Origin of the sequence: Pseudomonas sp. 008, assembly GCF_016861935.1 — a bacterium.
Lineage (GTDB): Bacteria > Pseudomonadota > Gammaproteobacteria > Pseudomonadales > Pseudomonadaceae > Aquipseudomonas.
In genome coordinates, this window is the sequence record NZ_BOMA01000001.1 from 632,347 (window position 1) to 653,250 (window position 20,904).

25 protein-coding genes are annotated in these 20,904 nt (G+C 58.7%); 22 read left to right on the plus strand and 3 right to left on the minus strand.

What is annotated here, in order from left to right; genetic code table 11:
* The first annotated feature begins 7 nt into the window (after window positions 1–7).
* The 5 genes from JUI81_RS02735 to JUI81_RS02755 all read left to right on the plus strand — a co-directional run bounded on the left by JUI81_RS02735 (window position 8) and on the right by JUI81_RS02755 (window position 4,702).
* On the plus strand, window positions 8–727 hold the full coding sequence (locus JUI81_RS02735; RefSeq protein WP_204123664.1) for a TIGR03759 family integrating conjugative element protein: 720 nt from the start codon (window positions 8–10) through the stop codon (window positions 725–727).
* Window positions 709–1,257, plus strand: coding sequence for a lytic transglycosylase (locus tag JUI81_RS02740; RefSeq protein WP_204123665.1), 549 nt, complete (start codon window positions 709–711; stop codon window positions 1,255–1,257). The genes JUI81_RS02735 and JUI81_RS02740 overlap by 19 nt, the downstream gene beginning before the upstream one ends.
* Window positions 1,254–1,769: an integrating conjugative element protein gene (locus JUI81_RS02745; protein ID WP_204123666.1), complete on the plus strand. Its 516-nt coding sequence runs from the start codon at window positions 1,254–1,256 to the stop codon at window positions 1,767–1,769. Before JUI81_RS02740 ends, JUI81_RS02745 begins: the two co-directional genes overlap by 4 nt.
* Window positions 1,770–1,778: 9 nt before the next feature.
* Window positions 1,779–3,884: a type IV conjugative transfer system coupling protein TraD gene (gene traD, locus JUI81_RS02750; RefSeq protein ID WP_204123667.1), complete on the plus strand. Its 2,106-nt coding sequence runs from the start codon at window positions 1,779–1,781 to the stop codon at window positions 3,882–3,884.
* A gap of 86 nt (window positions 3,885–3,970) precedes the next feature.
* Window positions 3,971–4,702, plus strand: a complete 732-nt coding sequence (locus JUI81_RS02755; protein ID WP_204123668.1) for a TIGR03747 family integrating conjugative element membrane protein — start codon at window positions 3,971–3,973, stop codon at window positions 4,700–4,702.
* A gap of 269 nt (window positions 4,703–4,971) precedes the next feature.
* Here JUI81_RS02755 and JUI81_RS02760 read toward each other — a convergent pair whose 3' ends face one another.
* Window positions 4,972–5,343: a histone-like nucleoid-structuring protein, MvaT/MvaU family gene (locus JUI81_RS02760; RefSeq protein ID WP_204123669.1), complete on the minus strand. Its 372-nt coding sequence runs from the start codon at window positions 5,341–5,343 to the stop codon at window positions 4,972–4,974.
* Window positions 5,344–5,629: 286 nt separating this feature from the next.
* Between JUI81_RS02760 and JUI81_RS02765 the strand changes: the two genes are divergently transcribed.
* The 10 genes from JUI81_RS02765 (at window position 5,630) to JUI81_RS02810 (ending at window position 13,491) form a co-directional block, all read left to right on the plus strand.
* Window positions 5,630–5,965 carry an RAQPRD family integrative conjugative element protein gene (locus JUI81_RS02765; RefSeq protein ID WP_204123670.1) on the plus strand — a complete coding sequence of 112 codons (336 nt, stop codon included), beginning with the start codon at window positions 5,630–5,632 and terminating at the stop codon, window positions 5,963–5,965.
* On the plus strand, window positions 5,962–6,201 hold the full coding sequence (locus tag JUI81_RS02770) for a TIGR03758 family integrating conjugative element protein (RefSeq protein ID WP_029290855.1): 240 nt from the start codon (window positions 5,962–5,964) through the stop codon (window positions 6,199–6,201). Before JUI81_RS02765 ends, JUI81_RS02770 begins: the two co-directional genes overlap by 4 nt.
* Before the next feature lie 17 nt (window positions 6,202–6,218).
* The gene (locus JUI81_RS02775) at window positions 6,219–6,590 is read left to right on the plus strand and encodes a TIGR03745 family integrating conjugative element membrane protein (protein ID WP_020300904.1); all 372 of its coding nucleotides are present in this window, start codon (window positions 6,219–6,221) and stop codon (window positions 6,588–6,590) included.
* 7 nt (window positions 6,591–6,597) lie between these two features.
* A complete protein-coding gene (locus tag JUI81_RS02780) occupies window positions 6,598–7,011 on the plus strand; it encodes a TIGR03750 family conjugal transfer protein (RefSeq protein WP_204123671.1) in 414 nt (137 codons plus the stop codon).
* Window positions 7,008–7,649, plus strand: coding sequence for a PFL_4703 family integrating conjugative element protein (locus JUI81_RS02785; RefSeq protein ID WP_204123672.1), 642 nt, complete (start codon window positions 7,008–7,010; stop codon window positions 7,647–7,649). The genes JUI81_RS02780 and JUI81_RS02785 overlap by 4 nt, the downstream gene beginning before the upstream one ends.
* Window positions 7,646–8,458 (plus strand): TIGR03749 family integrating conjugative element protein, encoded by an 813-nt coding sequence (locus tag JUI81_RS02790; protein ID WP_204123673.1) that lies wholly within the window; start codon window positions 7,646–7,648, stop codon window positions 8,456–8,458. Before JUI81_RS02785 ends, JUI81_RS02790 begins: the two co-directional genes overlap by 4 nt.
* Entirely contained in the window at window positions 8,448–9,965 is a 1,518-nt protein-coding gene (locus tag JUI81_RS02795) for a TIGR03752 family integrating conjugative element protein (protein ID WP_204123674.1), read from the plus strand. Before JUI81_RS02790 ends, JUI81_RS02795 begins: the two co-directional genes overlap by 11 nt.
* Window positions 9,928–10,344, plus strand: a complete 417-nt coding sequence (locus JUI81_RS02800; protein WP_204123675.1) for a TIGR03751 family conjugal transfer lipoprotein — start codon at window positions 9,928–9,930, stop codon at window positions 10,342–10,344. Before JUI81_RS02795 ends, JUI81_RS02800 begins: the two co-directional genes overlap by 38 nt.
* The gene (locus JUI81_RS02805; protein ID WP_204123676.1) at window positions 10,344–13,094 is read left to right on the plus strand and encodes a conjugative transfer ATPase; all 2,751 of its coding nucleotides are present in this window, start codon (window positions 10,344–10,346) and stop codon (window positions 13,092–13,094) included. Before JUI81_RS02800 ends, JUI81_RS02805 begins: the two co-directional genes overlap by 1 nt.
* Window positions 13,095–13,218: 124 nt before the next feature.
* Window positions 13,219–13,491: an HU family DNA-binding protein gene (locus JUI81_RS02810; RefSeq protein WP_090454301.1), complete on the plus strand. Its 273-nt coding sequence runs from the start codon at window positions 13,219–13,221 to the stop codon at window positions 13,489–13,491.
* 130 nt (window positions 13,492–13,621) lie between these two features.
* Here the strand turns inward: JUI81_RS02810 and JUI81_RS02815 are convergent, their stop codons facing one another.
* Entirely contained in the window at window positions 13,622–13,894 is a 273-nt protein-coding gene (locus JUI81_RS02815) for a LasR-specific antiactivator QslA (protein ID WP_204123677.1), read from the minus strand.
* A 170-nt stretch (window positions 13,895–14,064) separates the two neighbouring features.
* Here JUI81_RS02815 and JUI81_RS02820 point away from each other — a divergent pair, with 170 nt between their 5' ends.
* The 5 genes from JUI81_RS02820 to JUI81_RS02840 all read left to right on the plus strand — a co-directional run bounded on the left by JUI81_RS02820 (window position 14,065) and on the right by JUI81_RS02840 (window position 18,624).
* Window positions 14,065–14,319 carry a helix-turn-helix domain-containing protein gene (locus JUI81_RS02820; protein ID WP_204123678.1) on the plus strand — a complete coding sequence of 85 codons (255 nt, stop codon included), beginning with the start codon at window positions 14,065–14,067 and terminating at the stop codon, window positions 14,317–14,319.
* Window positions 14,320–14,424: 105 nt separating this feature from the next.
* Window positions 14,425–15,381: a TIGR03756 family integrating conjugative element protein gene (locus JUI81_RS02825; protein WP_204123679.1), complete on the plus strand. Its 957-nt coding sequence runs from the start codon at window positions 14,425–14,427 to the stop codon at window positions 15,379–15,381.
* Window positions 15,378–16,757, plus strand: a complete 1,380-nt coding sequence (locus JUI81_RS02830) for an integrating conjugative element protein (protein WP_204123680.1) — start codon at window positions 15,378–15,380, stop codon at window positions 16,755–16,757. The genes JUI81_RS02825 and JUI81_RS02830 overlap by 4 nt, the downstream gene beginning before the upstream one ends.
* Window positions 16,758–16,760: 3 nt before the next feature.
* The gene (locus JUI81_RS02835; protein ID WP_204123681.1) at window positions 16,761–17,069 is read left to right on the plus strand and encodes a hypothetical protein; all 309 of its coding nucleotides are present in this window, start codon (window positions 16,761–16,763) and stop codon (window positions 17,067–17,069) included.
* A gap of 10 nt (window positions 17,070–17,079) precedes the next feature.
* Entirely contained in the window at window positions 17,080–18,624 is a 1,545-nt protein-coding gene (locus JUI81_RS02840) for a conjugal transfer protein TraG N-terminal domain-containing protein (RefSeq protein ID WP_204123682.1), read from the plus strand.
* Window positions 18,625–18,634: 10 nt separating this feature from the next.
* Here the strand turns inward: JUI81_RS02840 and JUI81_RS02845 are convergent, their stop codons facing one another.
* Window positions 18,635–19,018 carry a DUF3742 family protein gene (locus JUI81_RS02845; protein ID WP_204123683.1) on the minus strand — a complete coding sequence of 128 codons (384 nt, stop codon included), beginning with the start codon at window positions 19,016–19,018 and terminating at the stop codon, window positions 18,635–18,637.
* Between the two features lie 454 nt (window positions 19,019–19,472).
* On the opposite strand from JUI81_RS02845, the gene JUI81_RS02850 reads away from it, so the two are divergent.
* Both JUI81_RS02850 and JUI81_RS02855 read left to right on the plus strand, forming a co-directional pair.
* A complete protein-coding gene (locus tag JUI81_RS02850) occupies window positions 19,473–19,802 on the plus strand; it encodes a hypothetical protein (RefSeq protein WP_204123684.1) in 330 nt (109 codons plus the stop codon).
* A gap of 136 nt (window positions 19,803–19,938) precedes the next feature.
* Window positions 19,939–20,901, plus strand: a complete 963-nt coding sequence (locus JUI81_RS02855) for an ArdC family protein (RefSeq protein ID WP_204123685.1) — start codon at window positions 19,939–19,941, stop codon at window positions 20,899–20,901.
* The last annotated feature ends 3 nt before the right edge of the window (window positions 20,902–20,904 follow it).

Genomic DNA, 20,904 nt, shown 5'->3' on the forward strand with positions numbered 1-20,904 from the left:
CGCGATCATGAACCGAACGCTACTGTCCCCCGTCGTCTGCCTGGTTTCGCTACTGACCACAGGTGTTGCGATGGGCAACCCCATACCTACACAGTCGCAGATCCAAGGCACGCAGTCCGCTCCGCTGGAGCGCTCTCACTCTGAACAGGCTACAAGCTGGGGTCTGACGGAGCAGGAGTGGACTCGCTTCGAACAGATCCAAGCCGGCCCGCGCGGTTTCTGGAGTCCGAACCTCGATCCGCTGACTGCGCTCGGCGTCGAGGCAGAGACCGACCAAGAGCGCCAGCGCTATGCCGAATTGCAGGTAGCGCTGGAAGCCAAACGCGCCGAGCGCGAGTTGGCCTACCAAAACGTTTACACCGCGGCCTGGGCCAAGCTGTTTCCTGGACTGCTTCCAATCCAGGGCATGGCATCCCCTCCCTCTACCAGCTCATCGGTAGAGCCGCGCCAAGCGCTGTTTGTCGAGGACCATTGCCCAGCGTGCACCGCCGAAGCGCAGCGTCTGCAAAACAGTGATGCGGCGTTTGATATCTACCTGGTGGGCAGCCAAGGCGAGGATGAACACGTCCGTCGCTGGGCCCGGCACGCAGGCATTGATCCGACCAAGGTTCAACGTCGGCAGATCACGCTGAACCATGATCGCGGTCGCTGGTTCAGCCTGGGTGCCCCGGGACCGTTACCCGCCACGCTCCAGCAGGTGAATGGACAATGGCAACGCCTCGACTAAGCGGTATTGCACTCATGCTGACGGCGCTCGTCGTCCAGGCTGACGAACTTCCGCCTCCTGCCTACCGAGTGGCGGCGCATGACGCAAACATCCCTTCCATGGTGCTGTTCGCGATTGCCCTCCAGGAGGGTGGTGTTCGCGTTCGTAGTCGGCTGCTGCCGTGGCCTTGGACACTCAACATCGCTGGAACACCCTTCCGCTTCGCCACTCGCCAGGCCGCCTGTCGCGCCTTACTTCAGGCGCTCACCCGACATGACACCAAGCGGGTCGATGTCGGACTCGGGCAAACCAACCTGGGTTACCACGGACAACGTTTCTCCAGTCCCTGCGAAGCCCTCGACCCGTACCGAAATCTCGCCGTAACCGCCGCGCTGTTGCAGGAGCATCACGCCGCCACCGGTGATTGGGTGTTGGCTGCCGGACGCTATCACCGCCCGGCAGGAGGTGCGCCGGCCGCCCGCTACCGCACTGGCTTTTCCCGGCGACTCGAACGGCTGCTGATTTCCTCCGAACAGGGCTCACCACCATGAAGCGAATACCCCTTACCTGCTATTTCATCTTGCTCTTGGCACCTTTCGCCCAGCCGGAACTGACCGTAGCCGGGGATCCGCCTAGCGACTTCACCCGACCCCATTTTCAAGTTTCCAGGCCACCCATAAACAACAAGAGCCAGCCTGATCGGCCCATGCATGCGGACCTGTCTACGTTTGCCGATGAAGCCTGGATACTGCCGATCCGTAGTTCTCACTTGAGCCCCGGCCAGATCACGCCCCGCGTCCTGAACATGCCGGGCTTGCGGCCATTTTTCCTGGTCGGTGACGATCCCCAGTCGCTGACTTGGCTGCGTCAACGCGCGGCTGAACTGCAGGAAATGGGCGCGGCGGGCCTGGCCGTCGAAGTGACCGATACTGAAGCCCTGGCCCGGATACGAGCAGTCGCTCCAGACATCACCATCCTGCCGGTCAATGGCAACGACATCGCCAGCCGCCTGCAGATCGAGCATTACCCCGTCCTGATCACCGCCACCTCACTGGAACAGTGAGTCCAGGCCATGGCCGAGCATGCGATGGAATCCAAGCTCCGGCCAGCGGTGGAGCTGTACACCGTAGCGATCTGTATCGCCGCTGCGGTGTTATGCGTGTACTCGCCCTGGGCCGTGGCCCTGTCACCCGAGATCGGTCTGGTTGCGGCGCTGGCCTATACCGTGTTCGGCCTGATCCGGCTGCGACAAGCCTGGGAGGTGCTGCGTTATCGGCGCAATATCCGCCGCCTGCCCCGCTACGAACTGACCAGCCGACAGATTCCGGTCAGTCGTAAGCGTTTGTTCATGGGACGTGGTTTTCGCTGGACCCGCCTGCACACCCAACGCTTGGTCGAGGCTCAGGATCCGGCTGTCGCTCACTATGTCGACCAACCGCCCCATTACCGCCTGGCGCGTGGACTCGAACGGCGCTTGGAGCATGCACCGTTTCCGCTTTCGACACTGGCCCGTGTCACGGCCTGGGACAGCGCCTTCAATCCGTTGCGCCCTTTGCCCCCGGTCGGTGGTTCGCCGCTGTTGCATGGGGTCGAGCCCGACGAAACGGAAGTCAGTCTGCCGCTGAGCGAACGGGTCGGACACACATTGGTGCTCGGCACTACCCGTGTCGGCAAGACGCGACTAGCCGAGGTGTACATCACTCAGGACATACATCGCGTCGAACACGAGGTAGTGATCGTCTTCGATCCGAAGGGCGACGCTGACCTGCTCAAGCGCATGTATGTCGAAGCCAAACGGGCCGGTCGGGAAAAGGAGTTTTATGTTTTCCATCTGGGCTGGCCGGAGATCTCCGCGCGCTACAACGCGGTGGGACGTTTCGGACGCATTTCGGAAGTGGCGTCACGCATTGCTGGGCAGCTCAGCGGTGAAGGTAACTCTGCGGCCTTCCGTGAGTTCGCGTGGCGCTTCGTCAATATCATTGCCCGAGCTTTGATCGAGTTGGGCCGACGCCCGGACTACCTGCAGATCCAGCGACATGTGGTCAACATCGACGCGCTGTTCATCGAATACGCCCAGCAGTTTTTCGCCAAAACCGATCCGAAAGCGTGGGAAGTGATCGTCCAGCTTGAAGGTAAGCTCACCGAGAAGAACATTCCCCGGCATATGGTGGGGCGCGATAAACGCGTGGTGGCCATCGAACAATACCTGGCGGTGAAGCGGGTATTTGATCCGGTACTAGATGGACTGCGTTCGGCGGTACGCTATGACCGTACTTACTTCGACAAAATCGTTGCCTCGCTACTCCCGCTGCTGGAGAAACTCACCACCGGCAAGACCGCCCAGTTACTGGCCCCCAACTACACCGACTTAGATGACCCTCGGCCAATTTTCGACTGGATGCAGATCATCCGAAAACGCGGCATCGTCTACGTTGGTCTGGATGCACTGACCGACGCCGAGGTGGCCGCCGCTGTGGGCAACTCCATGTTCGCCGATTTGGTCTCGGTCGCGGGCCACATTTACAAGCATGGCATCGATCATGGCCTGCCTACATCGGGCAGCAGCCGTGACAAGCTGCCGATCAACCTGCACGCCGATGAGTTCAACGAGTTGATGGGCGATGAGTTCATCCCACTGATCAATAAAGGCGGTGGCGCAGGCATTCAGGTAACCGCCTACACCCAGACCCTTAGCGATATCGAAGCGCGCATCGGCAACAGAGCCAAGGCAGGCCAGGTCATCGGCAACTTTAACACTCTGCAGATGCTCCGCGTGCGCGAAACCGCTACTGCTGAACTGCTCACCCAGCAGTTGCCCAAGGTCAGCGTGCTGACCAAAACGCTGGTGTCGGGCGCCACCGACACCTCTGATCCGGAGGCCAATACGGACTTCACCTCCTCCTCGCAGGACCGGGTCAGCAGCACCAGCGTGCCGTTGATTGAGCCTGCTCATATTGTCAGTTTGCCGAAGGGGCAAATGTTCTCCTTCCAGGCCGGCGGGCAGCTCTGGAAAGTTCGCATGCCTTTACCTAAATCCACCAACGACGATGCCATGCCCAAGGACTTGCTGGAACTCACTCAGCGAATGCGAGCGGCCTACAACGAGCAAGCGGGGCAATGGTGGAGCGCAAGCGGTGGCGGCCCAACAATTAACTTCGATTTGGATCAGGTGGTGTAGCCCCACCTCGCCGTTTCGATTCAGCACAAAACCATTCAGAAAGCGTCGTGACGACATCAACTCTGCAGCGCGTAATGGAGTGAACAATGGCGACTTCAGCACAGAACACGTCGCCACAACCTGTCCAGCACCCGGGAGTGATCGTCTCGGCGATTGGATTGGTTTTTCGCATCATCGGTTTGCTGATCGCCTCGTTGCTGTTCTCGATCCTGATCGAGTTCGCCGGGCTGCTACTGTTCTGGGGTGATCAGGGCTGGCGACACAGTCAGGCCATGCTAACCAGTGAGTTGGGTTGGCTCAGCGAGCACTTCAAATCTTCACTTCTCATCCAGCAGCCCGGACAAACGATTGGCCAGTGGCTGAATTTCCTCAATCAGTGGCTGCTGGTCAAGACTGGCTTTGCGGATTTTGCCCAGCAGGCGCGGGGGTCGAGTAAGGGCAATGACTTCTGGAGCTGGATCAACCAGCTCTACGTGAATATCGAGGACTTTGTACTGGCGGCGGTGTACGTCACCCTCACCTTCGTCGTGAGGCTAACCATTTTGGTCCTGGCGATACCCTTGTTTCTGCTGGCCACGCTCACTGGTTTTGTCGATGGTTTGATGCACCGCGACCTGCGCAAATTTGGAGCAGGACGAGAAAGTAGCTTCGTCTATCACCGTGCTAAACGAGCAGTAATACCGCTACTGATCGTGCCCTGGATCATTTATCTATCCCTACCCTTTTCGCTCAATCCTATGGCCGTATTTTTGCCTTGTGCGGTAACGCTTGGCATCACAACAGCAATCACGGCAACGACATTTAAGAAATATCTCTGACTCGGAAAAATTATATTTTCCTTCATATATCCCCAGGTGTCTGGATAGTTATCCAGCGACTGCAGAACTGATACCCCGCACGAGTTAACCCGCCGGAATTCGACCGAGATTCCCCACTTCGAACGGAGTGTTGAATGAAAGGTAGGCTCCCAAAGTTTGGGAGTGTGCCTCAAGATTGGTGCAGGAGTGGGACCAAGATTCGCATTCAGGACTCATCATCCTCACCAACAAACAAGGGCCCATGCTGTGCCCTTGTAATCAAACCGTTCTTACTGCGTACGCCACGACTCGACAACGTCTGCGCCAAACTCGATTTTCCATTCTTTCAACTGCCGATGGTTACCTCCCTTGGTTTCGATCAGCTCACCAGAGTTCGGATTTTTGTAAATTTTCACATCGCGAGCTTTACGGGCGGCCTTCACCGGTGCTGTTATTAGTGTCGAGGTACGACGGCCAGCCTCTGGATCTAGGATGCTAATGATGTTCTTCAAGCTGAAGCCGTACTCGCCCAGCAACGCCCGCAATTTGCTCTCAAATTCCATTTCTTTTTTCAGGCCGGAATCACTTTTCATCGACTCAAGCTCTGCGAGCTGTTCGGCCAGTTGTTGCTCAAGCTTACGAAATTCAACCAACCGAGACATGGGAAACTTCCTTCAGTTTAGGGAAATGAGAAATGACATTCCAATGTTAAGCGATGATTAGCTCTTCGTCACCCATGCTGCCATCAAGCACGAGCAAATCCACTCATTGCTGCATGAACAACAGAGTGCTGTCTGAGCTTTATTTATGGTCCAAGCGATTGTTGATTTAGTGTGAGTGTCTTCTTCCGCTTTCCGTTAAAAAAGCGATACATCCCATCTCGCGTTTTATACTGAGTAATTCAACCCCTAACTTGATGCTGGCGCCATCTCCACATGGACCAGCATCATGTCGACTACCGTCTTTCGCTGCTTGTTATTCCTTTCACTGGCCATCGCTCATGGCAGCGGCTATGCCGCATCGACTCATGAGCAGGAACAGCTCAGCCTAGTCCAGCAGCAACTCGACACTCTCGAACGCCTTGCGACGCGAGCGGAGGCAGCCCGTACCCTTGAACCAATCGAACGCTATCGATTCGACTACCCCCGACTGACCCAGGACATTCAACGCATCCGCCAAGGGGTGCAGAGCTATCTGCTCCCCTCCCGTGCGCAACCCCGCGACCCCAGTGAACTGGTCGGTGATTACCGCCTCGACACTCCGATTGCGGAGCCCTCGCCATGAGCATGACTGACGTTCAGATCGCTGCGTTCCAAAACGCCGCCGGCTTCGCACCGCAGAGCAGTTCGACGCTGTGGCTGTCCCTGGTTCTCGTCCTGACCTTGCTGTGGTGCGCCTGGGTGATGTGGACGGCTTACCGGGGTTGGGCGAGCGGCAGCGTGCGCTTTGGAGCCTTCGGCGGCAGCGCCGCACGCGTGCTGCTCACCTTGCTGGTTTTGATGTTCTTCACCCTGTCCTAACCCAGGAGATCGCCGCCATGCTCAAGTGCTTTACCCCTCTGAAAAACAACCTGCGTGATCGTGCGAGCCAGCGCTTGATCGGACTGCTGCTGGTGCTCGGCCCAAGCCTGGCTTTTGCCGAGCTCCCCACCATGGAAGCCCCTTCGCGCGGCGAAGGATCCGGGTTGATCGAGACGATCAAAAACTATGCCTACGACGGCGGCATCCTGCTCGGTCTGCTGATCGCCCTACTCGCTTTCTTGGGGGTGGCGTGGCACTCGTTGACCGTGTACGCCGACGTGCAAAACCAACGAAAGACCTGGAAGGACTTGGGTGCAGTGGTCGGCATCGGAGCCCTGCTGGTGGTGATCATCATCTGGTTCCTGACCAAGGCGGCCGCCATTCTGTGAGATCGGCATGAACGACACTATCGAACGCCTTGCCGACGGCACCTTGGTCTTTCTTCCAGAGCGACTCAATCGTGATCCCGCCGTATTGCGAGGGTTGACCAATGATGAGATGTGGGTAGCACTCGGCACCGGCGCCGTCATTGGCCTGCTGCTGGACGTTCCTCTAGCGATTGCCACCGCTTCCATTGCCATAGCGCCGACCGGCATGATCGCCGGCATGGCGCTGGTGTTATTGGCCGGTGGCACGCTACTGCGACGGGCCAAACGGGCTCGCCCCGAGACCTGGTTGTACCGCAAACTCGAATGGGTACTGGCCAGCCGTTGGCGCCTGGGTCGCGGAAGTCTGATCCTGCACTCCGGCGCCTGGACGGTTCGCCGTTCGCGTCGACTGCGCCCTGCCCTGTCCCGGAGGCAGCCATGAGCCGATTTCGGAACAAGGTAGATGCCCAACAGGCCCACATCTTCAGCCTGCGTCTGGCGGTAGTGATTCTGGCCCTGGTCTGTGCCGGACTTTGGTATGGCTGGCGCTCGGCACCGACCGATCTGACGGTGCATGTCCCCCCGGATCTGCGCTCGGGCAGCACGCGCAAATGGTGGGATGTCCCCCCAGAGAATGTCTATGCCTTTGCCCTGTACATCTTTGGCCAACTCAACCGCTGGCCTTCGGATGGCGAGCAGGATTATCGCCGCGCCATCTATGGCTTGCAGTCCTACCTGACACCCGCCTGCAAGGCCTTCCTCGACGGTGATTATGAGTACCGTAAGGCCGCCGGCGAGCTGCGCCAGCGGGTGCGTGGCGTCTACGAAATTCTGGGCCGAGGCTACAGCGAAGATCCGGATCTCAGGGTCAAGCAACTCGACCGCGACAGCTGGCTGGTCAAGCTCGATCTCAATGCCGATGAATATTACGCCGCCGAACCGGTGAAACGGGTGGTGGTGCGGTATCCATTGCGCGTGGTGCGTTTTGATCTGGATCCCGAACGCAATAAGTGGGGGCTGGCACTGGATTGTTATCAGGGCACTCCGCAAAAAATCTCCCTGCCTGGAGGTGAGCCATGAAGCGGATTTCTACCCTGGGACTCACCGTCGTACTGATGCTATGGGGAGCAGCAGCACAAGCCGTCGAACTGATGCGCTGGGAACGCCTTCCCCTCGCGGTCCCACTGGTGATCAATCAGGAGCGGGTGGTCTTTGTCGATGAGGCTGTTCGCGTCGGCGTTCCCTCAACCCTGACGGGCAAGCTGCGTGTGCAATCGACCGGCGGCACGCTGTACCTGCAAGCGTCGGAAGCCATTGCCCCGACCCGACTGCAACTGCAATCTGTCGCGACAGGTGAGATCATCCTGCTGGATATCGCGGCCAGTCCCGGCGACCAGCCGCTGGAGCCCGTGCGTATTCTAAAGAATGCTCCGGTGCAGGCTACCGAGGCCGAATCCAGCACCGTCCCTGTTCAAGAACGCACGCCGATCCCGGTCGCTTTGACACGCTACGCCGCGCAAAGCCTGTACGCACCGCTGCGCGCCGTGGAGTCCCTGCCCGGCGTCCGCCGCGTCCCGCTCAAGCTGCGCACCGAACTGCCAACCCTGCTGCCGACCGAAAACGTGTCCAGCACACCCATCGCCGCCTGGCGACTCGGTGATTACTGGGTGACGGCGGTGAAGTTGCGCAATCGTGGTTCAGAGACTCTGCAACTCGACCCGCGTCGGCTTCAAGCCAAGCTGTTCGCCGCGGCCTTCCAGCATGCTTTCCTCGGGCCTGTCGGCAGCGCTGAAGACACCACGGTTGCCTACCTCGTCACCCGCGGAGCCGGCCTCGAACAAGCCGTGCTACTCCCGCCCGTTGCGCGAGGTGCAGACGATGAAGGCTAACGCATTGCTCAAATGGCTGGTACCGGCTGCGCTACTGGCCGTGGTGTTGATCATCCTGAAAACCTGGGTCGCGGATGGCAGCCCTCCCTCTCCAGCGAACCCGGTTGATCAGGGCAACATTCAGCTATCCGCCGAGCAAGCCAAGTCGCTCGGCATTGCGGGCGATACCCCAAGAGACACGGTCGCCACCTTGGTCGGCCAGGTGAAGGCCATGCGCAGCGACATGCTCGGTTTGAAGAAACACAATGACTCACTGCAGACGGAAAACAACCGCCTGCGCGAGCGGGAGAACAGTGTCGATTCACGTATCCAGACGGCGCTTGGCAGTGTGACCCAGCAGGTCGACGAAGGCCGCCGCCAAGCCAACGAGGCCCGACTCAAAGCTGAACAAGAGAGTCGCCAGGCTCGCGGTCTGCTGACGCAATTGCAGGAGCAGTTGTCGGGGCTGACCGGCAAAGGCAAGGATATGCCAATCGGATTGGGGCTTGAGCCCGGCGACGGTGCTCAGTTTGAAGGGCAGCACTCTGCCAATGATGCGCTGCAGTGGATTGAACCCTCGGATGCTCCGTCCACCGACGCCCGAGGCAAAACCAAGACCTCCTCCGCGCTGAGCCTGCCTACCGCCTTCAACTCACTGGAGGGCCTGAAAGACAACGCTATTGATCGCAGCCAGAAACAGCTACGGGCAGTCACCAAAGCTGAGCGTGACCTGACACGATCCGTTGATCGTACCGAAGGCGCGAAGCCGGTCTACACCATTCCCGAAAACGCGACATTGATGGGCTCGGTCGCCATGACCGCGCTGATCGGCCGAGTCCCGGTGGACGGTACAGTGAATGATCCTTATCCCTTCAAGGTGCTGGTCGGTCCCGAGAACCTGACTGCGAACGGCATCGACCTGCCGGACGTTGCAGGTGCCGTGATGAGCGGCACGGCGTCCGCTGACTGGACCCTGTCTTGTGTACGCGGACAGGTCGAGTCAATCACCTTTGTATTTACCGATGGCACCATCCGCACGGTGCCTCAGCCGAAAGCGGTAGCCAGCCGCAACGCCTCCACCAGCCAAAGTTCGAACACCGACAAGATCCGTGGCGGACTCGGTTACCTGTCCGATCCGTATGGCATTCCGTGCATCGCTGGCGAGCGCCGCTCGAACGCCCAGCAGTACCTCGGCAGCCAGAGCCTGATCACTGCGGCTGGTGCGGGTGTCGCCGCCTTGCTCGGGGATGAGCAGAACAACAGCAGTGTGATCAGTTCGGGCGGCAGTACCCTCGGGGTCACCAGCAGCAGTGGCAATAGCGCACTGAATTCAATCCTCAGCAGTGGAGTCAGCGACATCCGCGAGTGGGTTAACAAACTCTATGGCGAGGCCTTTGCGGCCGTTTACGTACCGCCTGCAGCACAAGTCGCACTGCACCTCGACCATGAGATCACCATCGACTACGAGCCCAAGGGCCGGAGCGTTCGCCATGAAAAAGACCATGCCTCTCTGCCTGACCTGGATTAGCCTGCTCTGCTGGGTCCTGGCGGGGTGTTCCACCGACAAGGAAACGCTTCTACCCCATGGCGAGCAAACCATGCTGGACATCTGGAACGGCGCCGGTTCACAAGGTGCTCAGCAGCAACTGCTGGATGCTCGGCAGCAGTTACGTCGCTCGCTGGCTCAGGCAGATTTCTCTACCTCTCTCCAAGAACCGTACACTCGCACCGCGACGAACGAGATCCACAATCTGTTCCCACGCCTGCCCAATCCCGATCTGATGCTGTACGTGTATCCGCATTTGAGTGGTACCGAGCAGGCACCGGTCCCGGGTTACTCGACAGTTTTTCCGTTCTACCAACGTGTGCAGTACGCATTGCCGGGTGAACGTCAGGAAGACTTGTAGTGCGTACCGGCGATTCGAGCAACCGCACTGCCGCGTGGAAAGCCTGGCGCAACCCACTACGTCCTCGCGCTACCATGGCCGATGACGCCGCACTCTATGCACACCACCCCAGCTTCACCGATCACCTGCCGTGGGTCGAGTACCTCGACACCGAGCAGTGTTTTCTGCTGGATGACAATCGCTCGGTGGGTGCAGTGTTCGAGTTGCTGCCTATCGGTACCGAAGGGCGCGAACCCGATTGGCTGATGGCGGCCCGGGATGCCCTTGAGGATGCCCTGCAGGATAGCTTTGACGAACTGGATCAAACGCCTTGGGTGGCGCAGTTTTTCTGCCAGGACGACCACGACTTCACCCCCTACCTGACCCGGCTCACCGATTATATTCAGGACAGCGCGCGAGGCACGGTCTTCACCGAGACGTATTTGGCGCTCAGCCGCCGTCATCTAAAGGCCATCGCCAAGCCCGGTGGTCTGTTTGAGGATAAGGTGGTGACGCGCCTGCCCTGGCGTGGCAATAACCGACGGGTGCGCCTGGTGGTCTATCGCTGGCTTGAGTCTGACGCTGAGGAGACGCAACTCACCCCAGTGCAATCCCTGCAGCAGGCTTGCGAACGTATTGCGGCTTCATTGCGGGCATGCGGGGTGCAATCGACCCGAGTCGATGGCCGAGGTCTTTATGCCTGGTTAGTGCCCTGGTTCAATCCTGCGCCCACGCTCACCAATGAAGCACCCGAGGAGTTCTACCGCCGCGTGGCCTATCCGGAGTTGGGCGAGGGCGAGTCGCTGGAACTGCCCTTCGATCATGACTTTGCCGAGCGGCTGTTCTTCAACGAACCGCGTTCGGATGTGCAGTACGGACTCTGGTTTTTTGACGATCAGCCCCACCGGGTCATGGTGGTGGACAAGCTGCGCCGGGCGCCCTTGATTGGTCAACTCACCGGAGAAACCCGCAAGGGCGACGCGGTGAATGCCCTGTTCGACCAGTTACCTGAAGGCACGGTGATGAGTCTGACCTTGGTGGTCAAACCGCAGGATGTACTTGAGGATCAGTTGAACCGCCTTGCTCGCAAAGCCATCGGTGAAAACCTAGCCTCGACCCAGACCCGCCAAGATGTTGAAGAGGCTCGTGCGATCATCGGTCGCCAGCACAAGCTGTATCGCGGCACCCTGGCGTTCTACGTGCGCGGTCACGATGAGCAGCAATTGCACCAGCGCTCAGTCAGCCTGGCCAACGCGCTGTTGGGTGCGGGGCTGCAACCGGTACGCGAAGGCGATGAAGTCGCCGCCTGCAACAGTTACCTGCGTTGGTTACCGATGGCTTACAACCCGGCCCGCGACACGCGCAACTGGTACACGCGACTGATGTTCGCCCAGCATCTGGCGAACCTCGTCCCGGTCTGGGGCCGCAGCACAGGCACCGGCCACCCGGGTATCACCCTGTTCAATCGTGGTGGCTCGCCGTTGAGCTTTGATCCGTTGTCACGCTTGGACCGGGCCATGAACGGCCATCTGCTGTTGTTCGGCCCGACCGGCGCCGGCAAGTCGGCCACCCTGGTCACCCTGCTGATGCAGGTCATGGCCGTGTACCGCCCTCGCTTATTTATCGTCGAAGCCGGCAATTCGTTTGGCTTGCAGGGCGACTACTTCGCGACACAGGACCTGTCGGTCAATAAGGTCCAATTGAAACCTGGTGCCTCGGTCAGCCTCGCGCCCTTTGTCGATGCTTGGCGCCTGGTCGAGCAACCGGATCAGGTGGCGAGTCTGTCTATCGATGAGCTGGACGATGAGGTGGTAACCAGTCGCGAAGACCAGCGCGATGTTCTCGGCGAACTGGAAATCACCGCCCGCCTGATGATCACCGGCGGCGAGGCCAAGGAAGAGGCGCGCCTGAGTCGAGCCGATCGCAGCTTGATCCGCGAGTGCATTCTCGATGCGGCGCAAACGTGTGTCGCGGCGTGTCGCCAGGTACTGACCCGCAACGTGCGCGACGCCTTGCTGCGCGTCGCCGCCGACCCGCACTTGCCGGAGAAGCGTCGCGAGCGTGCCCAGGAAATGGGTGAGTCCATCGACCTTTTTTGCCAAGGTTTCGAGGGTGAACTGTTCGATCGCGAGGGCACGCCTTGGCCCGAGAGCGATGTGACCATTGTCGATCTCGCCACTTACGCTCGCGAAGGCTACGAGGCGCAGATGTCCATCAGCTACATCAGCCTGATGAACACCGTGAACAACCTAGCCGAACGCGACCAGTACCTGGGGAGGCCAATCATCATGGTCACCGACGAAGGCCATATCATCACCAAAAACCCGCTGCTGGCGCCATTCGTAGTCAAGGGGACGAAGATGTGGCGCAAGCTCGGCGCGTGGTTCTGGCTGGCGACACAAAACCTTGCCGACTTCCCCACTGCTGCGCAGACCATGCTCAACATGATCGAATGGTGGATTTGCTTGAACATGCCGCCCGCGGAAATCGAAGAGATTGCTCGCTTCAAGAAGCTCACACCGGCGCAAAAAGCCTTGCTGCTCTTCGCCAGTAAGGAGCCGGGTAAATACACTGAGGGGGTCGTGCTATCGAAGAAGCTCGAAACGCTGTTTCGGGCCGTGCCGCCTAGTCTTTATCTCGCCCTGGCCATGACGGAGCCCGAGGAAAAAGCCGAGCGCTGGACACTGATGCAGGAAAACGGCTGCTCGGAGTTGGAAGCGGCTTTTCAGGTAGCTGAGCGCATTGACCAGGCCCGTGGAATCGGGACGTAAGTATCGATTTGAAGCCCAAATAGCGTTACATCTACAAAGGGCTGGAGAGCGGTTTTGTGCTGGATATGCCCGAACTATCTGAGTAGATTACTTGTCACCATTCAGCCAGCAGAAGGAGTCATACATGAATAAAAACGATCTCGTCGAGGCCATCGCGAGCTCCGCCGACCTCCCGAAGTCCACTGCCGGACGCGCGCTGGAAGCCCTCACAACCATCATATCCACTGCGCTGCAAAGCGGTGAGAACGTCACCTTGGTTGGTTTTGGTACCTTTGCGGTGAAAGCGCGTGCAGCGCGCGACGGCCGTAACCCTCAAACGGGGGCCACCATCAAGATCGCAGCCGCGAAGACGCCTAGTTTCAAAGCCGGTAAGTCGCTGAAAGACGCGGTTAACTAGACGCTGGTGGCGATTACCCAATACCAACTCTGCGAGAGCGCTGGTATTGGGCTTTAGCAGCCGAAACGCTTGCTGAACTCCGGAAGTCGTTCAAGCCATGAGTATGTACGCGTCTTAAACGTCGTTTTTCTCAGCTTTGATTTGGGCTGGGTGACACACTGCTTAGCCGCTGTTGAATCCTCAACAAGAATCCAGCTTCAAAGGCATCCTGGCAGTCACCGACAGGAAAGGTTTTGCGCGCTTGCGCCAGCGCCCACCACAGTGGAATCTCGCCGGGCATATCAAGCCAAGCCTGAGCGCATTGCACGCCACGTTCGATCATCGGGGCAAATTCGCGGCCCCAAGGCGTCAGAAGACTTGGGCAACCATCCGCCGCAGGAATTGAAATGTAGTTTTCGTCCATACCCACCCTAGATTTCTGATTTATTGTTCGACGCGCAGTCCTGCCTCGAAAAAGCTTAACGACACCAAATGAACGCTCGATAACAGGCATGAACACCAAATGGCCTAGTTGAATGCCAATGTAGACTATATCCCGTGGATTGAGAGTCCCTCAAGGCGCAATTTGCGCGCATGACTCAAGACTACGAACAGCTTCGTCTGCAGCTGGCGGAAAACATCCGCTGGATGCGACGCGTGAAAAACCTTACCCAAGAGCAGCTGGCGCTCATGGCCGAGGTGGATCGCACCTACGTCAGTCAAATCGAACGATGCACGGGCAATCCGTCGCTGTTGGTCCTGTGCAAGCTCGCCAATATTTTCGAAATTACCGCAGATCAACTACTTACAGAGCCGGACATCCTGCGCAGCTCCCTTCACGTCAAATAATAGTCTCACGTCTCGCAAATCCGATAGACCTGCCTTCATAATTCCCACTGACAGTCTTCAGTCCGTAACCGAATCTGCCCAGGCCATCACCGATGAGCCTGGATCATGTCCGTTGCCTGCGCGTCAATCCTACCCACAAAGCTACGGCCCTTGGCGCTAAGCATCCTGCTGGCGTGCGGCCCGAGCGTGGCGCTGGACACCGCCAACATCACCTCCTCCGTGTTCTCGCCAAACTGCCTCGCATACAGGGTCGTCGGCATTTGTTTCTGGCTCCTTTGCACGCCCTTCGGCTGCACAGTCAAAACCTCGACCAAGGTTCGTCATTTCACTCCTGAACTGGTGGTCTCGAGCTACGCCACCACCGGCAATAACCCCTGGACCGAGATGGCCACCCTCTCCTCGCCCATCAGCGGCGCGGAAGGTGGCGGCAACCTGATCACCCCGAACACCCACCGCGACAACCTGCCCCGCTTCAAGAACGTCGATGGCATCGGCCACCCCGGTGGCTGGATCGCCACGCAACTGGCTTCGCAATCCGGCTATGCCTGCGCCAGCGGTGCAACTGCATTCATGCCTTACTACATGAGTACCCTGGACTCACTGGCCTGGCGCTATGGCATCCCGGAAAGTCTTTACCCCGAGTCGCTCATGCCGGGGATCCGCGAAATCGGTCGTCAGGCCTCGGGAAACATGTGGGGCAACGTCTATCCCCGGCAGGGTTTTCTGGTACAGCCCGACGATTTCAAGGCGGCCGCCGTCATGGCGCAACGGGCCGGCGATGTCATCACTCGTAGCGGGCAGCCACATGTGTACGTACCGCTCACGCCGACCAAACGCGACGGTTACTGGCCGCCTGGCCCGATTGCTGAAAACGACGCTTCAACCCACAAATGGCAATTGCTCTACCCCCAGGTTCAACCGACGTGCGCCATCTTCCCCAGCAACCAGGAACAAAGCGTGGATGGCGGCTACGCCTGGTCGTTGTGGCGTCCCTATAGCTGCTGCAAACGTGAAGGACAGACTTTTCTGTTCAGCATCGACTTCGAAGGCGGTGAGTCATGAGTTGGCTTCGCGCGGGACCACTTACCGTGGAGAGCCTGTTTCTCTGCGGACTGCTCGCCATTGCCACGTATGCCCACGCCACCGAAGGCGATTACCGCCTGGGCACTCAAGGCGAAGTACTCGACGACCGAGTGATGTACACCATTGGTGGCGGCTCGGCAGTCGGCTCACCGAGTTCGCTCTACCGACCCAGTGGTCTCGGCGTCGGCGGCTCCTGGCGAGCGAACATGATGTGCGGAAACATGAGCCTCACCAACACCCTGCAAAACCAGCTGAACGGTGCCACCGAAGGTTTCCAGCAGATCATGGGCAGCATCGTGCAGAACGCGACCCAGGCGGTGATGTCGCTGCCAGCATTGATCATTCAGCGCGCCAACCCTGGACTCTATGAGTTGCTGAGTAACGGGGTGATGCAAGGTCGTATCGACTTCGACCGCTCCAAGCTGACCTGCCAGGCCATGGCCGAAAAGATGGCGGACAAGGTCGGTCAGGCCGGCTGGGGCGCGCTGGCCAAGAACCAGGAGATGCAAGGCAATCTGGAGCAAACCGGCGGTGATGCAGTGGCCGCGGTGAAAAATACCGAGGCCCATAACGGCAACAATGGGGTGTCCTGGGTCGGCGGTTCGAAGGCTGGTGGTGATGGGCAGACGCCCATTCGGGTGACCGCCGACGTGGTGCGAGCGGGCTATAACCTGCTGCATAACCGGTCGGTGGATGACAGTGCCTCGATCAGCAGCAGCGATTGCCTGGGTGGGGCTATTTGCCAGACATGGACCTCACCCCAAGAGGAATCCGAATGGGCCGTTCGCGTGTTGGGCGAGAGCGAAGTCTCGACCTGCGACACCTGCGAAACCCTGCGTGCTACCGCTGGTACCGGGTTGACGCCGCTGATCCAGGAGACGTACAGCGAACGTCTCAAAGCCCTGCAAGGGCTGCTGTCCGGTTCACTGTCGCCAACCCCTGACAATCTGGCTAAAGCCTCGAGCCCAATGCTGCCGGTGACCCGTGGCGTGATCGAAGCCTTGCGCGACGATCCCGACCAGGATCTATTGGCACGGCGCCTAGCCAGTGAGACGGCCTTGTCCAGCGTACTCGACAAGGCGCTCCTACTACTGCGAACCCTGTTGGCGGGCAGCCACGAACCGAACATCGCCTCCGCCGAACCAGCACAGACGGCCTTGACGAAAAACATCGACGCTCTGGAGCGCGAAATACGCCTGCTGCAGACCGAACTGCAGGTCCGGCAGATGCTGGCCACCAACACCGCCAGCCTGGTGCTCGATCGACATGCCGGTGGTGCCGATGCTTCGCGGACCGTCGAGCAAGGCGACCCTGAGCCCGGTCGACTCAATGACGCCGACGCCAGGCGCAAGTGAGCCATGAAACGCTCACCGCTATTCACTTTGCTTTCGAGTCTGGGGATTGCCGCGGTGATGATCCTGACCGCCGCACTGGTCGCATGGATCGGCCGCACTGCGCTGGGTAGTTTCGAGGTCTGGCAGCAGGCATTGGAATCGGTACGGCCCTATCTGCGGTGGTGGCGTGCCCTGCTCTACGGCGCCCTCTTTGCGCTTTGGTGGGATCTGCTCCGGCGCTACCGACATCGACCACAGGATCGACTGCGCGTGAAGCGTATCGGGGCATTAGGGCTCGTGCTCTTTACCTGCGTCGAACTCAACCGATTGTGAGGTCACCACCATGCTCATGAGCACCAACAGCTACCTGGAGTTTTACCTCTCCCTGCTGGCCTGGATCATCAACAACGGCCTCTGGAGCGTCCTGTCCGACACCGGACTGTTCGCCGCGCCCTTTGGCGCAATCATTTTGCAAGAGTGGCTGTCGGCCCGTCAGCAAGGTGCAGATGAAGGCAACAAGGGACTGCTCTCGGTACCGCGGATCGAGAACCGTTTATGGCTGGCCTACATCGTTTTGTTGTTCGGCTGCGCGCCGGTCTTTCCGTTGAGCCTCGCCTCAATGGCGTTTGACGATGCGTCGAGCCAGCGCTGCGGCGTTAGTGTGGCCAAGCCGGCGGAAACGGCCTGGGGGACCACCTTCAACACCATCGGCGAACGCTCCGCCAACGTGCCGATCTGGTGGTTTCTGGTGCATGCCTTGAGCAAAGGGGTAACCGCCGCAGCCACCGCCTCCATTCCCTGCGCACCGGATATCCGGCAGATGCGCATGGAGATCGACAGTTCGCGCATCGACAGCCAGGTACTGCTGCAGGAAGTCGCCGACTTCACCCGCGACTGCTATGGCTATTCCCGTTCTCGGCTGTTCACCAACCGCCCGCAGTTGGATAAGGCACAAAGTCACGACGCGTCCTGGATCGGCTCAAGCTATTTTCTCGACACGTCCGGCTACTACGACACCGATCGATCACGCACGCCGCGGGTCAGTTGGCCGTATGACGAAAGCCGCGATGTCTCCTTGCCGCGGTTGGAGAATGGCGCGGGCTACCCCACCTGCAAGCAGTGGTGGAGTGATAGCGGTGTTGGGTTGCGCGAGCGCTTGATCCAGCAGGTTGATCCCTCTCTGCTGACTCAGCTGAAAGGTTGGTTGACTGGTCGTTCGAGCAATGAGATCGAGGATGCCACCCTGCGCGAGCTGGTCAGCCCGCGCCAGCAATCGATGTCCATGTCGCCCGGACAGGTGTACCAGGACTATGGCTCCAGCGCTCGCGGCGGCTCGATCAATCAGGGGCTCAATAACCTGGCCACCAATACCGGGCTGGCCCTCGGCTCCTTCAGCAACTTCCCGTCGATGAATGCGTTACGCGCTGCACTACCGATGGTGCAGGCTTTCCTGATCATGGGCGTCATCATCAGCTTGCCGTTAATACTGTTGGTCAGTACCTACCAGTTGAAAACCGTCATGACCGTGACGTTCGCGCTGTTCACCTTACACATGCTGAGCTTCTGGTGGGAACTGGCGCGTTGGGTCGACTCCAGCATGCTCGATACCTTGTACAACCAGGTTTCGGCTTCCAATCAAGTGCTGTTATCGCTGCCCACATCCGGTTTTATGGATGGGACGGTCACGGCGCAGGTAATTGAGTATGTGATGGGGGCGATGTTCATCGTGCTGCCGATGGTTTTTCTAGCCGCCATGAGTTGGGCCGGATATAGCGTAGGTTCCATAGCAGAAGGCATGTTAGGAAAAGGGACACTCAGTGCACAAAATGCGGGTTCGAAAGGTACTGATGCTCTGATCTCTGCAGGTACTTCAATCAGAAAAAGCTAACGACAACCCACTAATGCTCGTCCAGGTCAGGCTGTCCCGGTGCACGATTGAGTTCGTACTCGCCATAAGGATCTCCGAATGCCTGAGCCCCGTAAAAGTCCTTTGAGGCGTTGGGTCGGCGATGGACGATTACCCAATACAAACCCATTAGAGTCATCAATGACAGGAACAGCCAAAAACTTACAAAAAGCAACGCTCCCACCATAGTGAACTTGGCGATCAGAAAGCTCCCACGAACAAGTAATTTACCTGCAGGCATACCTGCTGACACCGCACGCTCAGCCACGCGGGACTCAAACGCTTTCAACTTGCGATACCCGCGTTTTATCGACATGCCACAGGCATATGCCCAGCGGTGGGCACGTGAATTCTGAACAGGGGTCTGCGTCGGCATGGTCTCGCCCTCTTCTGAGCGCTTTCATGATTGAGACAGGAGTAACAGCCTACTACTGAAAACTGTCCGCGCCTGACCGCTTATCAGTTTGCCCAGTCGAAAAATCTTCACTGGAAGACAGAAGACAAGCCCCGTAAAACAGCTTCTCTACAATGATTGAACCATGTAAATCGTCCGGCTAAATACTAGGTACGGATCGCTGTTACCGACAGCACCTTCCTAGGTAGCCAGAGCCTTCAAGACTACGTCACCTCGGTGATGGTTCTCCCCAAGTGCGATTAGCGTTCGGTGGCTCGCACGATGACCGTTTCTACGGTGATGAACGCCTACTGCTCTTCTGAGCGCCTTCCGAGCTCTGCTCGCCAGGCAAACCTTCTTGTTTTTCTTCAACCCACCGCGGGGAAACTCTTTCCCCATGGGACAGGTCTCTTCGCGTTTTCAACGGAGGCACACCATGTCCGACTCACTGACACCGGAAGCACTGAACACCCTTCGGTTGCCCATTGTGTTAACGCCTGGCGCTTGGCAACGCGCAGTATTGCTCGAGCGCTCAGGTCATTCTGAGAAGCTGCAGGTCGATCGGCTGAGCAATCTATTGCGCGCAGCCTTCAAGGCTCACCTGGCCAATCCACACGAGCCCTATGTGGTGTTTGAGGTAACCCACATCGCGCCAACGGGTCAGCCACACCATGACCCGTTGCTGCAACTGAGCCTTAGCCTGCTCCAAGAGCCGGACCAGCCTGTCGCCTTGCTGATAGCGCTTGCAGGAGAACATCAACGCTAAACGCACATAACCGTACTCGGCGCTCAAATCTACATTCGGACAGCATGCAAGATCTGCATCAATCCATCTATCACCCAACCGGGGAACCCTCCCCGACGGGCAAGGCGTTCCTCCGTTTTCTCTCGAGGAAAATGCCATGCGCGATATCTACCAAGACGTGACTGACAAGATCGTTACTGCTTTAGACCAAGGCGTTGTCCCCTGGATCAAACCCTGGTCCTCAAGTGGCTCAGCTGACGTCGGTCATCATCAACCCTATCCCATTAACGCCATCACGCGGCGTCCCTATTCGGGGATCAATTTACCGTTGCTCTGGGCCGAGGCCAGGTTGCAGGGGTTCACTCAAGATCGTTGGCTGACCTTCAATCAAGCCAAAAAAGCCGGCGGGCACATCCGTAAGGGTGAGCACAGCACCCTGGCGGTGCTCTACAAGCCGATGGAGCGCGAGGAACAGACCGAGTCAGGCCAACCCGTACTCGATGAAAACGGTCAGCCCAAGGTCGCTCACTTCGGTATTCTCAGGACGCATTTCCTGTTCAACATCGAGCAAACAGAAGGGCTCGACACTTACGATGAAACACTGATCGACACAGAACCGACTGATCCCTTCCTGGCCAACAGCGCTGCGGAAAATCTGCTGTCAAGTTCGGGTGCACACATCGTTCATCGGCCTGCCGACGAAGCCTTTTACCACCCGATTAGGGATCTCATCCAACTGCCGACAAAAGCGCAGTTTCACGATGAAGGTGGGTACTACGCCACCGCACTTCACGAGCTGACGCACTGGACCGGACATCATTCTCGGTTGCAGCGCGAGGGTGTGACCTCATCCTGTCCGTTCGGCTCGCCAGGCTATGCCTTTGAGGAGTTGGTCGCCGAAATGGGCGCTGCGTTTTTATGCGCCTACGCTGGCATTCAGGGAGAGCTGCGGCACGAGGGCTACATCGACTCCTGGCTCAGCCTGCTCAAAGCAGACAAACGTGCGATCTTTCGGGCCAGTGGTCACGCTCGAAGCGCCTCGGAGTATGTGCTCAACTTGGAGCAGCAATTGAAGCAGGCGGTTATGGATGACTCGTTATGCATGAGCGATGGAGCTTGATCG